Origin of the sequence: Providencia sp. PROV073 (assembly GCF_033688125.1) — a bacterium.
GTDB lineage: Bacteria > Pseudomonadota > Gammaproteobacteria > Enterobacterales > Enterobacteriaceae > Providencia > Providencia hangzhouensis.
Genome location: NZ_CP096354.1, coordinates 1 through 13,253, shown reverse-complemented (window position 1 = coordinate 13,253; position 13,253 = coordinate 1). Strand labels below are relative to the sequence as shown.

At 48.7% G+C, this 13,253-nt stretch carries 15 protein-coding genes and 4 pseudogenes; 16 read left to right on the top strand and 3 right to left on the bottom strand.

The features are described from left to right. Nucleotides 1-10: 10 nt before the first annotated feature. The 5 genes and pseudogenes from M1F17_RS20620 to M1F17_RS20600 all read left to right on the top strand — a co-directional run. Nucleotides 11-100 (top strand): annotated as a pseudogene (locus M1F17_RS20620) (mercuric transporter MerT family protein); the annotation flags it as partial. Between the two features lie 64 nt (nucleotides 101-164). Continuing rightward, nucleotides 165-869: an IS6-like element IS26 family transposase gene (locus M1F17_RS20615; RefSeq protein WP_001067855.1), complete on the top strand. Its 705-nt coding sequence runs from the start codon at nucleotides 165-167 to the stop codon at nucleotides 867-869. 53 nt (nucleotides 870-922) lie between these two features. Beyond that, nucleotides 923-1,435: pseudogene (locus tag M1F17_RS20610) on the top strand (transposase); the annotation flags it as partial. A gap of 823 nt (nucleotides 1,436-2,258) precedes the next feature. After that, entirely contained in the window at nucleotides 2,259-3,119 is an 861-nt protein-coding gene (gene aac(3)-IId / locus M1F17_RS20605; protein WP_000557454.1) for an aminoglycoside N-acetyltransferase AAC(3)-IId, read from the top strand. 12 nt (nucleotides 3,120-3,131) lie between these two features. Beyond that, entirely contained in the window at nucleotides 3,132-3,674 is a 543-nt protein-coding gene (locus M1F17_RS20600) for an AAA family ATPase (RefSeq protein ID WP_000587837.1), read from the top strand. Nucleotides 3,675-4,155: 481 nt separating this feature from the next. Here M1F17_RS20600 and M1F17_RS20595 read toward each other — a convergent pair whose 3' ends face one another. Then, on the bottom strand, nucleotides 4,156-4,347 hold the full coding sequence (locus M1F17_RS20595; RefSeq protein ID WP_000951934.1) for a hypothetical protein: 192 nt from the start codon (nucleotides 4,345-4,347) through the stop codon (nucleotides 4,156-4,158). Between the two features lie 23 nt (nucleotides 4,348-4,370). On the opposite strand from M1F17_RS20595, the gene M1F17_RS20590 reads away from it, so the two are divergent. The 11 genes and pseudogenes from M1F17_RS20590 (at nucleotide 4,371) to M1F17_RS20540 (ending at nucleotide 12,077) form a co-directional block, all read left to right on the top strand. Then, nucleotides 4,371-4,598 carry a hypothetical protein gene (locus tag M1F17_RS20590; RefSeq protein ID WP_000248278.1) on the top strand — a complete coding sequence of 76 codons (228 nt, stop codon included), beginning with the start codon at nucleotides 4,371-4,373 and terminating at the stop codon, nucleotides 4,596-4,598. A gap of 50 nt (nucleotides 4,599-4,648) precedes the next feature. After that, nucleotides 4,649-5,785: a DUF3883 domain-containing protein gene (locus M1F17_RS20585; protein WP_000080860.1), complete on the top strand. Its 1,137-nt coding sequence runs from the start codon at nucleotides 4,649-4,651 to the stop codon at nucleotides 5,783-5,785. A gap of 114 nt (nucleotides 5,786-5,899) precedes the next feature. Next, nucleotides 5,900-6,769: pseudogene (locus M1F17_RS20580) on the top strand (IS1182-like element ISCfr1 family transposase); the annotation flags it as partial. Nucleotides 6,770-6,827: 58 nt separating this feature from the next. Next, nucleotides 6,828-7,532 (top strand): IS6-like element IS26 family transposase, encoded by a 705-nt coding sequence (locus M1F17_RS20575; protein ID WP_001067855.1) that lies wholly within the window; start codon nucleotides 6,828-6,830, stop codon nucleotides 7,530-7,532. A 5-nt stretch (nucleotides 7,533-7,537) separates the two neighbouring features. Beyond that, nucleotides 7,538-8,590: a GIY-YIG nuclease family protein gene (locus M1F17_RS20570; RefSeq protein WP_318837448.1), complete on the top strand. Its 1,053-nt coding sequence runs from the start codon at nucleotides 7,538-7,540 to the stop codon at nucleotides 8,588-8,590. Between the two features lie 38 nt (nucleotides 8,591-8,628). Next, nucleotides 8,629-8,796 (top strand): annotated as a pseudogene (locus tag M1F17_RS20565) (DUF4113 domain-containing protein); the annotation flags it as partial. 351 nt (nucleotides 8,797-9,147) lie between these two features. After that, nucleotides 9,148-10,194 (top strand): ParB/RepB/Spo0J family partition protein, encoded by a 1,047-nt coding sequence (locus tag M1F17_RS20560; protein WP_318837447.1) that lies wholly within the window; start codon nucleotides 9,148-9,150, stop codon nucleotides 10,192-10,194. Between the two features lie 2 nt (nucleotides 10,195-10,196). Continuing rightward, the gene (locus M1F17_RS20555) at nucleotides 10,197-10,541 is read left to right on the top strand and encodes a single-stranded DNA-binding protein (RefSeq protein ID WP_237737412.1); all 345 of its coding nucleotides are present in this window, start codon (nucleotides 10,197-10,199) and stop codon (nucleotides 10,539-10,541) included. Beyond that, nucleotides 10,534-10,956 (top strand): hypothetical protein, encoded by a 423-nt coding sequence (locus M1F17_RS20550; protein WP_099660670.1) that lies wholly within the window; start codon nucleotides 10,534-10,536, stop codon nucleotides 10,954-10,956. Before M1F17_RS20555 ends, M1F17_RS20550 begins: the two co-directional genes overlap by 8 nt. A 9-nt stretch (nucleotides 10,957-10,965) precedes the next feature. Beyond that, complete coding sequence (locus M1F17_RS20545) at nucleotides 10,966-11,358, top strand: hypothetical protein (protein WP_237737413.1); 393 nt, start codon at nucleotides 10,966-10,968, stop codon at nucleotides 11,356-11,358. Nucleotides 11,359-11,708: 350 nt separating this feature from the next. Continuing rightward, nucleotides 11,709-12,077, top strand: coding sequence for a hypothetical protein (locus tag M1F17_RS20540; protein WP_237737414.1), 369 nt, complete (start codon nucleotides 11,709-11,711; stop codon nucleotides 12,075-12,077). A 97-nt stretch (nucleotides 12,078-12,174) separates the two neighbouring features. Here the strand turns inward: M1F17_RS20540 and M1F17_RS20535 are convergent, their stop codons facing one another. Continuing rightward, nucleotides 12,175-12,402, bottom strand: coding sequence for a plasmid partition protein ParG (locus tag M1F17_RS20535; RefSeq protein ID WP_048607652.1), 228 nt, complete (start codon nucleotides 12,400-12,402; stop codon nucleotides 12,175-12,177). Nucleotides 12,403-12,492: 90 nt separating this feature from the next. Then, nucleotides 12,493-13,116 (bottom strand): ParA family partition ATPase, encoded by a 624-nt coding sequence (gene parA / locus M1F17_RS20530; protein WP_048607650.1) that lies wholly within the window; start codon nucleotides 13,114-13,116, stop codon nucleotides 12,493-12,495. Between the last annotated feature and the right edge of the window lie 137 nt (nucleotides 13,117-13,253).

Genomic DNA, 13,253 nt, shown 5'->3' with positions numbered 1-13,253 from the left:
GGGCCAACGTATGTCTGAACCACAAAACGGGCGCGGTGCGCTCTTCGCCGGCGGGCTGGCCGCCATTCTTGCATCGACCTGCTGCCTGGGGCCGCTAGTACGGCACTGTTGCAAATAGTCGGTGGTGATAAACTTATCATCCCCTTTTGCTGATGGAGCTGCACATGAACCCATTCAAAGGCCGGCATTTTCAGCGTGACATCATTCTGTGGGCCGTACGCTGGTACTGCAAATACGGCATCAGTTACCGTGAGCTGCAGGAGATGCTGGCTGAACGCGGAGTGAATGTCGATCACTCCACGATTTACCGCTGGGTTCAGCGTTATGCGCCTGAAATGGAAAAACGGCTGCGCTGGTACTGGCGTAACCCTTCCGATCTTTGCCCGTGGCACATGGATGAAACCTACGTGAAGGTCAATGGCCGCTGGGCGTATCTGTACCGGGCCGTCGACAGCCGGGGCCGCACTGTCGATTTTTATCTCTCCTCCCGTCGTAACAGCAAAGCTGCATACCGGTTTCTGGGTAAAATCCTCAACAACGTGAAGAAGTGGCAGATCCCGCGATTCATCAACACGGATAAAGCGCCCGCCTATGGTCGCGCGCTTGCTCTGCTCAAACGCGAAGGCCGGTGCCCGTCTGACGTTGAACACCGACAGATTAAGTACCGGAACAACGTGATTGAATGCGATCATGGCAAACTGAAACGGATAATCGGCGCCACGCTGGGATTTAAATCCATGAAGACGGCTTACGCCACCATCAAAGGTATTGAGGTGATGCGTGCACTACGCAAAGGCCAGGCCTCAGCATTTTATTATGGTGATCCCCTGGGCGAAATGCGCCTGGTAAGCAGAGTTTTTGAAATGTAAGGCCTTTGAATAAGACAAAAGGCTGCCTCATCGCTAACTTTGCAACAGTGCCCATCGAACCGCATGTGCCGGTGTGGGACAAGACCGAGCGCAAGGACGACAGCCTCTCCAGTAACGACTTTCACTGGAGTCAGGACGCCAATGAATATCGCTGCCCAGCCGGCAAACCGCTACGCAGTGAATGGCGCGCCTTCACCCAGCAAAGGTCGCGGGTAACTAAGGCCAAAACCGTCATTTACCGCTCCAGCCAAACCGACTGCGCCACCTGCCCGTTGAAAGCGAAATGCTGCCCCAACACGCCGAATCGGAAGATCGTCCGCAGCATCCATGAGGCTGCCCGCGACGTGGCTCGACGCATCGCCAAGACACCGGAGTACCTCGTCTCTCGCTGCGAACGAAAGAAGGTGGAGATGCTTTTCGCCCACCTCAAACGGATCATGAAACTCGACCGTTTACGACTGCGTGGCCTAACGGGTGCCACTGACGAATTCACCTTGGCTGCGATGGTGCAGAACCTGCGCCGCATGGCCAAGCTTTTGCCTCAAGGGCCACCGCTGACGGGATAGGTATGCCTGCTACGAGCAGAAACCCTCAAATTAACCCTTAAACCTGAGCAAGGACGCTCAGTGAAACGCCGGAAGGCAACTTGAAGTGGCTTGCAGCCACTTCGACAGCAGGCACACCTGATCGGCAGGCTGCCGCTAAAGCTACTTTTTCAACAGAATCGGCCGATTTGTGCCGGTCGTCAAGGACCGCTTCGGATCACTCTCAACCGGATCGCGGGCCAGCTGATTTGCTAAAACCCGCGCCAAACTCAACGAAGGATTTCGCATGATCCGTTTTTTTTGGCGATCACGCTCGGCCTGATGGTTGGCTGCTCGTCGAGTTCAAGTTCGATCTGATCAGTGAGCGGTAGCGCAAGTGGATCGCCTCAGCCAAGCAGCGTTGTTGCCGGCGGCCGGAAGAAAGCCTTGAACTAGTAGCGGAAAGGATGAAACTTTATTTTTACGATTCTCAGCATTTTCCAAGGTTGAGCGAAAATTAGGATGATACTTTAATGATTCCGGCCTCCATCCCCACAAAACGCTTGCAGATGGCAGAATTGAAATAAGTCATTGTTTTAAATGGATTTTTGCAGGAATTGCTACGTTGCAGGGTCCTGTAGTTAGGATGACACTTTATTTTCCTCCCACAACTACTATAATGGATATCGCGGTGTTGTCGTCGCGCGTCCTGGCTACCGCTTCTATCGAGGATACTGGTTTCCGCCCGCAGCCTTCGCTGCCGGCGTGATCGTCGGCCGAACGCTGGCCCATCCCGTGCCACCGGCGCGCCGTCTGACCGCCGCCCATTAGGTATAGTGTTTTGCAGTTTAGAGGAGATATCGCGATGCATACGCGGAAGGCAATAACGGAGGCGCTTCAAAAACTCGGAGTCCAAACCGGTGACCTCTTGATGGTGCATGCCTCACTTAAAGCGATTGGTCCGGTCGAAGGAGGAGCGGAGACGGTCGTTGCCGCGTTACGCTCCGCGGTTGGGCCGACTGGCACTGTGATGGGATACGCGTCGTGGGACCGATCACCCTACGAGGAGACTCTGAATGGCGCTCGGCTGGATGACGAAGCCCGCCGTACCTGGCTGCCGTTCGATCCCGCAACAGCCGGGACTTACCGTGGGTTCGGCCTGCTGAATCAATTTCTGGTTCAAGCCCCCGGCGCGCGGCGCAGCGCGCACCCCGATGCATCGATGGTCGCGGTTGGTCCGCTGGCTGAAACGCTGACGGAGCCTCACGAACTCGGTCACGCCTTGGGGGAAGGATCGCCCGTCGAGCGGTTCGTTCGCCTTGGCGGGAAGGCCCTGCTGTTGGGTGCGCCGCTAAACTCCGTTACCGCATTGCACTACGCCGAGGCGGTTGCCGATATCCCCAACAAACGGTGGGTGACGTATGAGATGCCGATGCTTGGAAGAGACGGTGAAGTCGCCTGGAAAACGGCATCGGATTACGATTCAAACGGCATTCTCGATTGCTTTGCTATCGAAGGAAAGCCGGATGCGGTTGAAACTATAGCAAATGCTTACGTGAAGCTCGGTCGCCATCGAGAAGGTGTCGTGGGCTTTGCTCAGTGCTACCTGTTCGACGCGCAGGACATCGTGACGTTCGGCGTCACCTATCTTGAGAAGCATTTCGGAACCACTCCGATCGTGCCTCCGCACGAGGCCGTCGAGCGCTCTTGCGAGCCTTCAGGTTAGAGGCCGTCGACAATGATAATCTGGATCAACGGACCTTTCGGCGCCGGAAAGACGACGCTCGCTAAGCGGCTGCGCGATCGGCGTTCCAAATCGCTGATCTTTGACCCCGAGGAAATCGGGTTCGTGGTGAAAGAAACGGTCCCCATGCCAGCGAGCGGAGACTATCAGGATCTCCCCTTGTGGAGGGGACTTACGATCGCGGCGGTCAGGGAGATTCGAAGGAATTACTCGCAGGACATCATCATCCCAATGACGCTCGTGCACCCGGACTATCTGACTGAGATACTCGACGGGGTAAGGCGGATCGACGATCAGCTGCTGCACATCTTTCTGACGCTCAACGAGGACCTATTGCGTCACCGGATCGCGAACCAGACCATGCATCCTGACCCGAATCGAAATGCGGAGATTCGAGAGTGGCGATTAGCGAATGTCGCCCGATGCTTGGCCGCAAGGGAACGGCTTCCATGCACAACCCGTGTTCTCGATAGTGGTGCACACACCAGCGATGAACTCGCAGCGATGGTGCTCGACGGAATCGATGGGCGCACCTGATCGCCTTCGACGCCTGCGCAAAGCGTAGCGCGAGGGTGGCGGGCTCACGACCAAACGCCCAGAGGTCGATCATCGCAGGGATGTTTGGCTTTGTGGTGCGGACGACGGGACTCGAACCCGTACTCTCACAGAGAAGCAGATTTTCGTACCACCTCGACTTTCGCCGCCGTCTGATGACGTTCGTGGTCTGGACTGTCCCTTCGCCATTGCCCGAAGGCTTTAGGCGCCGCCCGTCCAGTCTCTACACCTTCCCCCGAAGGGGCTTGGCTCGGGATTGGCTTAGGGTATTGCCCGTTAGCGTTCCCCGACTTTGAGCGGTTCTACTCCGCGGATTTCCCCGCGGGCACTCCAATTTTAAAGTCTGCTGCGTCTACCGATTTCGCCACGTCCGCCTTTTTTCGCCGTTCCTAGCGCTCGTGCGATGCACCTATGTTGCACCTAGCGCCGAATCGTTCTTCGTCATCCTGAAAAACCACGTCTCCTAAAGCCTTGCATAGCTTATCTTTTCTCCACCACGAACTTTTTTGTGGGATGGTAGAAAAAAAGACTTTTTAAGTCCGCTGGCTTGCCAGGCCTTGTTAGCTTGTACGGTCATGGTTATCGGGTAAAGAATATTGACGGCATCGCTGGTGTCGGTGGCTGAAAAGCCGGCTCCCATCAGGGCAATAGCCATTTCAGATGCAGGCGTACAGGGCAATGGTCAACAGCTACAGCCTGTCTGACGATTCCGGCGTCATGGCTGCGGCGGCTATCACGCATTTTTTGTTCGGTCAGGCGGTGTTTTCGTACCTCAATGGTTGGAGCGTGTTGATCGGACCTGGTACAGGTTTGGACAGCACGGGCTGCAAATACGCAAGGGATTTAATGGGCCTGGTGGCGTTCACGGCTTTTATCGTGACGTTTCTGTTCAGGGGCTACTCATAATCTCGTGGCTCGGCGGTTCCCGGCACACCATGACAGTAAGGAAGGACCCTGTGTCTCAACTCTCCCAGCTTCGAAGCCCCGCCGCCGTGCAGGCTGCCATCGATGAGTTCGTGCAACTGGGCCGCACGAAATTCCTGGCGCGCCACGGCTACGGCAAGTCCCGCGACTTCCTGGTACGTGATCCGAAGACCGGCACCGATTGCGATTCCAAGGCCATCGCCGGTGTGGCCTTCGGCAAGCAATTTCCCGAGCAGGGCCCGCTCACTGCTGACAGCTTCTCCGGTGGCGAGGCGACCGTCGTTCCGGCGCTGACGCGGCTCGGGTTTCGCATCATTCGCATCGGCGAAGACTGGTCCGAAGAAGAGGTCCTGGCCACGGTCGAAGACTATTTCGACATGCTGCGTGCCGAGGCGGCTGGGGAGCCGTACAACAAGTCCGAGCACAACCAGGCACTGCGCCAACTGCTGAACGGTCGCAGCAAGTCTTCAGTCGAGCTCAAGCACCAGAACATTAGCGCCGTACTCGATGCCCTGGGCCTGCCCTATATCAACGGCTACAAGCCACGCGGCAACAGCCAACTGCTGCTGCGTAAATCCGTACACGCCTACGTTCTGGAACATCAGCAGACGGTCGGCGCTCTTGTCGATGCCCTGGAGGAGGTAAAACTTCCGGGTGACAAAACCTACCGAGCGGCTTTGGTAGAACCACCCGCCCGTGAAGTGCTTGTGCGTACCCCGGCATCTCTACGGCAACGCCTACCGCGAAAGTTCGATTATGCCGCTCGCGATGAAGCCAACCGCAAGCTGGGCCGGGCAGGGGAGCAGTGGGTGATTGGCTACGAACAGCAACGCCTGACCGAGCTCGGCCACCCAGAGCTTTTTCAGCGGCTGGATTGGGTGTCCGACACCCAGGGAGACGGTGCGGGGTTCGACATCCTGTCGTTCGAAGAGGACGCCCATGAGCGCTTCATCGAGGTGAAAACCACCAATGGCGGGGTAGGCTCGTCTTTCTTGGTCAGCCACAACGAACTCGAATTCTCCAAGGAGGCGGGCGATCAATTCCATCTGTATCGCGTGTTCCAGTTTCGGGACGGTCCGCGCCTGTTCACGCTACCCGGCGACCTCAGCCAACATGTGCATCTCAAGCCGACGGACTACCGGGCGAGTTTCCGGAGTTTGGTGGGGTAAAGGCAGGGTTCTGTTGAGCCGAATGGCTGTGTGCGGCCGATTCTGTTGAAAAAGTAGCGGCCTCCCCATGCCGTTGGCAAAATTGCTTTGTCAGCGAGCGTGGGGGCGAACAGCATGATGGGACAGTTACCGGGAGGACAGCAGCGCCTGTTCTACTCGTTCAATCTGGAAGATCACGTCCCGGCCCAACATCTCCTGCGCAGCATCGACCAGTGCTTGGATCTCAGTGATCTACGTGCCTACCTGGCAGATTTCTATAGCCCCATCGGGCGTCCCTCGATTGACCCGGAGTTGATGGTGCGCATGCTGGTCGTCGGCTACTGCTATGGCATTCGTTCCGAGCGGCGATTGTGCGAAGAGGTGCACCTGAACCTGGCCTATCGCTGGTTCTGCCGGTTGGGTCTGGAAGACGAAGTCCCCAATCACTCGACCTTCTCGAAGAATCGCCATGGGCGTTTTCGTGACAGCGATCTATTCCGCTGGTTATTCAATGAGGTGCTGCGGCGCTGCATGGCAGCCGGCCTAGTCAAGGGTGAAGGTTTCGCCGTCGACGCCAGCATCATTAAGGCGGATGCCAGCCGGCAACGTGGGGTGGCGGGAGATGAGGTCGATTGGAACGATCCAAAGCTCAGCAGCCGCGCAGTGCGCGAGTACCTCGAAGCCCTTGATGAAGAGGCGCTGGCTGAGGCTCTTCCCAAGAAAATTTCGCTCACTGATCCTCAGTCCCGTTGGACAGCAGCGCCAGGTGGCCCGGCCTTTTTTGCCTACTCCACGAATTACCTGATCGACACTGAGCACGGTGTGATCATGGACGTGGAAGCTACCCCGGCGCACCGTACCGCCGAAGTCGATTCGACTAGGACGATGGTCGAGCGTGTCGAGGCGCAGTTCGATCTCACACCGGAACGCCTTATCGGCGATACCGCTTATGGCACCGCCCCGATGCTGGCCTGGATGGTCGAAGAAAAGGACATCGAACGGCACTGTTGCAAATAGTCGGTGGTGATAAACTTATCATCCCCTTTTGCTGATGGAGCTGCACATGAACCCATTCAAAGGCCGGCATTTTCAGCGTGACATCATTCTGTGGGCCGTACGCTGGTACTGCAAATACGGCATCAGTTACCGTGAGCTGCAGGAGATGCTGGCTGAACGCGGAGTGAATGTCGATCACTCCACGATTTACCGCTGGGTTCAGCGTTATGCGCCTGAAATGGAAAAACGGCTGCGCTGGTACTGGCGTAACCCTTCCGATCTTTGCCCGTGGCACATGGATGAAACCTACGTGAAGGTCAATGGCCGCTGGGCGTATCTGTACCGGGCCGTCGACAGCCGGGGCCGCACTGTCGATTTTTATCTCTCCTCCCGTCGTAACAGCAAAGCTGCATACCGGTTTCTGGGTAAAATCCTCAACAACGTGAAGAAGTGGCAGATCCCGCGATTCATCAACACGGATAAAGCGCCCGCCTATGGTCGCGCGCTTGCTCTGCTCAAACGCGAAGGCCGGTGCCCGTCTGACGTTGAACACCGACAGATTAAGTACCGGAACAACGTGATTGAATGCGATCATGGCAAACTGAAACGGATAATCGGCGCCACGCTGGGATTTAAATCCATGAAGACGGCTTACGCCACCATCAAAGGTATTGAGGTGATGCGTGCACTACGCAAAGGCCAGGCCTCAGCATTTTATTATGGTGATCCCCTGGGCGAAATGCGCCTGGTAAGCAGAGTTTTTGAAATGTAAGGCCTTTGAATAAGACAAAAGGCTGCCTCATCGCTAACTTTGCAACAGTGCCTGAGTTCAACTTGTTGGGTGCAAGTGGTAGCTCTGAGGAGGTGTTAGTTCAGGAAGTAGAAGAATTTGATACGTTCGAAGATATATTGAACTCAAAACTACTAGAACAACTTTCACCATCTAGTTCTATTTCAACAAGCATTTTTGATATTAAAAACGTAACTAATCCTGAACGTATTCGAGAACGCAAAAAAGCTGAACAGGTTGGGCAAACAATGCCTTGTCCAAACTTTGATGTTTTCGATCCGCTTTTCAAGGATGTTCATAAAGGGTTGACGTATAAGACGAAAGGCTTCGGAACTATCGCAGAATCAGAATTGTCCGTATTTGAGTTCCAAGAAGGCAATTTCTATCTGCTTAAAGGAATGTTGTTATTCATTGATTATATGAGTGAAATATTTCGTGGCACAGATCGAGACGATAGACGGCTGCTTATTATTTTTGAAAATGGTACTCAATCTACGATGCTTCTCAGATCGTTAACCAAAAGAATACGAGAAGATGAAGGCGCTAAGCGTATCTTAAATACTGACGGCTCGGTGTTTAATGCAAAACGTGTGAAATCTGCGGAAGAGTCAGACCCTCGAATGCAAATTTACTCTCAGTCAAAATCCACAGGTTACATATATATTGCAAGAACTAATAAGCCAGAATTAAAGGCTAAATTTAAACACTTATATAAAATTGGTTTAACTAAACGTGATGTTAGTACTCGATTTAAAGAAGCTGACAAAGATCCTGCATTTTTGATGTATAGCGCAGAGCAAGTCAAAGTTATTCCCCTGAAGGGCCTGAACCTAAACTCTGTGGAAAGTGCATTGCACGCACTATTTGGGCAAGTCCGTTTAGATATTGATGTTATCGGGAATGATGGTAAGACATACAAACCTAAAGAGTGGTTTAATGTGCCAATTCAAGCCATTGATGATGCAGTCACTCTTATACAAGACCTGACAATACATTTATACCGCTATGATCGAGATACCCAGAAGCTCGTCAAGCGCTAAGAAGCATTAGCTAACGATGGTTGTGTTATTGCACGTTCAAAGGAAGTGAACAATTGATGAAAACCTTGGACCAGATAAATAATCGAGGTGTTAGCAAAATATGGTTCGCTGGAAAGGGAATTGACACAAGCTGGCGCATGAAGCGAGAAATGCTTTCACCGGCATACACTACGAGAATTTCAGATCTTCCCGTAGTGAAGATTTAGAGGAAATCCACCAGCGTATTCAGCAGGATTCACCGCAATCCTGTAATTGCTTCAACCAAGATACCTAAGTTGAGAACATCTTTCGTTTAGAATTATATTCATATTTCTGAATATTATTAAGATAATGAAACAATCATTATCAATTTAAGATTTTCGCGATACGTCATTGATATAATTACCTTTAAGCATTTTACTCTCTGAAGTTGTTCTCCTTTAACTGATTGATAACAGTGCACATAAATCGAAATGATGCCGTTTTCCCTATGTAACTAAGGAAAATAGAAAATCCTGTGTGATAGCCTTACGTCGAATAAAAATAATACCTAGTTACACAATGACAAGGCGAGGACTATGAATACTAACGCAGCAATTTCTACGAATAGCAGTCAACAAAATTCGAATATGAGCAAGGTACTTCTCAATGACCTACCCTACCCTACGCTGAAGAAAAATACTGAAGCGCACAATATCTCAACATTACGTAAAATGTCTGATGCCTTTGAGGAAAAGGTGTGTTCGCGTGGTGATATTTATCGCGTTAACGTTGAGTTACTGTATGTACAGGAAGGCTTCAATCTTCGGGAGATCGATACTGAACATGCTGGACGTATCAAGAATTCGTATGTATCAGGTGTTTATGTTCCACCTATCGTTGTGAAAGTTATAACGGTTGATAATCTGCCACGCTTACAGATTATTGATGGACACCACAGATATTGCGCTCTACGCATGGCAATGGAAGAAGGCTGCACGATTAAGGGCGTATACGTCACGGAGTTCTCAGGCAGTCAGCAACTCGAAATCGTCAATATGCTGACATCTTCAGAAGGAAAACCTTTAGCTCCGTTAGAAAAAGCTGATGGTTTCCATCGTTTACTTAGTATGGGATGGGAAAAAAAGGAAATTGCACGATATACGAATACAAGTGTTGTTACGATCAACAGATTATTACGCTTGTTCCGAGCAGATTACAGAATCACTGATCTTGTCAGGAAGAACCTGATTACTTCAGATTTAGCTATAGAAATACTGCTTGAGTGTGAAGAAACGAATCAAGAGGCATATGATGTGATCATTGCCGGATTGCAAAAGGCAACAGATAGCGGCAAAAATAAAGTTACACGGAAATTTGTACCTTCGGCGAAGAAAGTACCTTTTTCAAAAAAAGAAATACATTCTGTGTTTTCACAATTAAGTGAAATCCGCACAACTATTCACGAAAAAGTTGCTGATATTCAAGAAAATGATGAAACAGTAACGGTCGAAATGCCAGTAACAATTGTGACCCTGCTTAATGATGTACTTCAGAAGTTTGCGGATGATGAATCAGCCGCATCTAATGATGATGAGAACGAACCGCATGAAACCGAATCTAACACTGAAGCTATTCAGGCTTAACTATGGAATTACTTAACAAAGTCCAACTGATCGCAAGATTAGGTTCGTCACCGAAAGATAATCTGAAGTATTCAGAACGTAACGGTGAGGCAATGACCTACTTCTCTGTTGCAATTAATCGACATGACTCGAAAGGAAACCCGATTACAGATTGGTTTAACATTAGTGCATACGGAAAAATAGCAGAAATAGCAGCTAATTTTGGTCAGAAAGGACAACTTGTTTACATCGAAGCAAGGCTACAACCGGCTAATAACTCCTGTTCTATAATAATGAATTACCAGACAGGTGTGTTTAGAGTATTACCTAATAGTAAAAATACAAATGCAGGAGAGCAGAATGGCTAAGGCAGACCAAATTTCAAATTGTAACGTTCAAAATCCTAATTATGTGATGGCAGAAATGAAACGAGATCAAACAGTTCTAAACTATGCCCTATTTAAAGCGCGTGAGAAGCTATACGAGCTCAAACACCTAATGAATACGTCACAGTGCAGTGAAAGTGAAATTATGCGCTATAACGGGGTTCTGGAGATGCTGGATAGCATATTTTCATCAGATGAAAAGGAACGTCAGAACTTATATCACTCTATGATCATGTCTGGTGTACAAATCATGTCCGGTAAGTTAAGTGGTGAGAATAGACAAGCCGTATTAGAAGCAACGACACCAGATCAGTTGGATGAGGTTTTAAAAGCCTCGGAAAATGAGGTATGGACTGAGTTGCAACTGCTATGTGAACAGCAGAACAACCTAAACTAAGAATCCAAAATGAAACTTACAATATCCTTGCCTTTCATTCTGATAACTACGCTGATCTCAGTGCCAGCGTTGGGTAATAGTTATTCTGCAATGGAAGGGATTGAAGGACAGCGATATTCTGATTTAGAGAAATACAAAGCCAACTGTCCAGCTTGTATGAGTGTTGTACAAAACATTAAAGATATCCGCTATCAGGTATGTGCGCAGTCAGTCACGGCAGATGATGTGATAGTTAGGGACCCTTTATATGGCTATCTGAATAGTTTGAAATTCATGTTGAATGATGATGCTTATAAACAGGTATTGACAATCATTGGTCATGAGAAGGATTGTTCTAATAGTATGAATTGGCTAGAAAAGGCTAATTCAAAGATCGAGCCACAGCTAAACAAGACATATTGACGGCTATGTGCTGCGCTTTGTACCTCTATTTTTTCTGCCCTGCCAAAATGACAGCCAAAAAAAAACGCCACAATGTGGCGTTATAACCCTAGTGTTGGTACTTATTATAATCATATAACGTATGGCAAAACTAATTATACACATAAACACTCACGTGTATATGTGTTAATGTGTATTTGTGTATTTGTGTGTGATTCGTCACATATACACATATGTGTTAATGTGTGTACACACATATAAAAATATTTTAGGCTTTATAGGTAATCAACCTAAAATCTAAGTGAAGAATTAAATCACAGGTACAATAATAAAAAGCAAAAACACTACCAGTTAAAGTAGAGGACCGGAGCATGTTTGTTTTTAATGAAGAAACGTTCCAACGAAACCCGAGCAACCCATGTCCAGATAATGAATTCAATAGTGACGTGATTGATTTTATAAAGGAAATAAGACGGTTTTATCCTGAGTTAGAGCATTGGAGCAATACCGGTGTGCTGTTTGCTTGGGAAGCATATCTACAAGATATATATGCGGTCGGTTGGACTGAATTGGTACGCAAGAGAGAGAATGGCTTTCTCGCGTACTGCTACATAACGCAGTTACGACCAAGCCTTGATTTTGGTGGAACAGGAACATACAACACTGAAATTTGGGATCTTGGAGAGCAAGAGCCGTGGAAAAAACAACCATTGCCAAAACTACCAGATTGGGTCGAATAGTCGAGCATGAGACACTTCTGTTTTGAATTTTACATAGTGAAATTGAGATAAAAGTGCAATAAAAAGGGATGATATATCATCCCTAGAAAAACACTACCTATTCATTTTGCTTCAGCCACTGATGAACATAATCTGATATTACATCTTTCATGGTGGTGTTTCGTTTGACACATGCAGCTTTGAATCGAATTTGAGTATCTTCATCAAGATCTACATTTATACGTTTTGTTTTTGTACTTTTTTCAAGAATTTTATCTAAGTCTCTGTTTTCACCGAACTTCATCTTTTGTGAATTTGATGATTCATTTACTTTTTCTAGTGCCATAAAGTATCTCTTTTAATTTAAACACATATGCGCTTTTGTGTTTTAGCGCTTATGTGTAAATACACGTTTGTGTTTATGTGTTAATGCGCATTATGACTCAAAAATAGTCAGAATTTCTTTGGTTAGTATTTCAATCTCGCCTTTTGCATTTCCATCATTAGTTTCAAAAATACTCTTACCATCCAGAATAGATTTGATATAGCTCTGCCGTTGAGAAATGGCTGTTTTGAAAGAAGGTAAGCCGGTATCTTTGAGGTTATCTTTTAATACTTGCAACATAGTAGTTTGGTCAATTTTGCGAGTGATCAGGAACCTAGCTTCTACTTTGCGGCTGTATGCCTGAGCTTCAAGAACTGATGTAACACTACCGGCTGCGGAAAAATCAAGAGGGCTTGGCGAGACTGGAATTATAACAAGGTCACTAACCATAACCGCTGCTGAAGTAATTACAGAAAGCGAACCAGCACCATCTACAATGACAAAATCATAATCACTTAGATCCTTACGGATGCTATAAACGTCTTTCTCACTGGCTGCGGTGAAAACATCATAATCACAGTTCCCTTCTTTAGACCAGTTAGATAGGCTCATTTGAGGGTCTGTATCGACAACCGCTAACGAATAACCGGCTCTTTGCATAGCAGTAGCAACGTTTATGACGGTGGTTGTTTTTCCAGACCCGCCTTTCGGATTTAAAAAAGAAATAACCTTCACTGGAAACCCTCATATGTGTGTTTGTGTTTTGTTCATTATCTAAGTAAGCCTAAAAATAATCAATGTGTATTTGTGTTTATGTGTGTTTGAGTCTAAACACATAGACACATACGGACCTTATCAAACTCACACTTTAT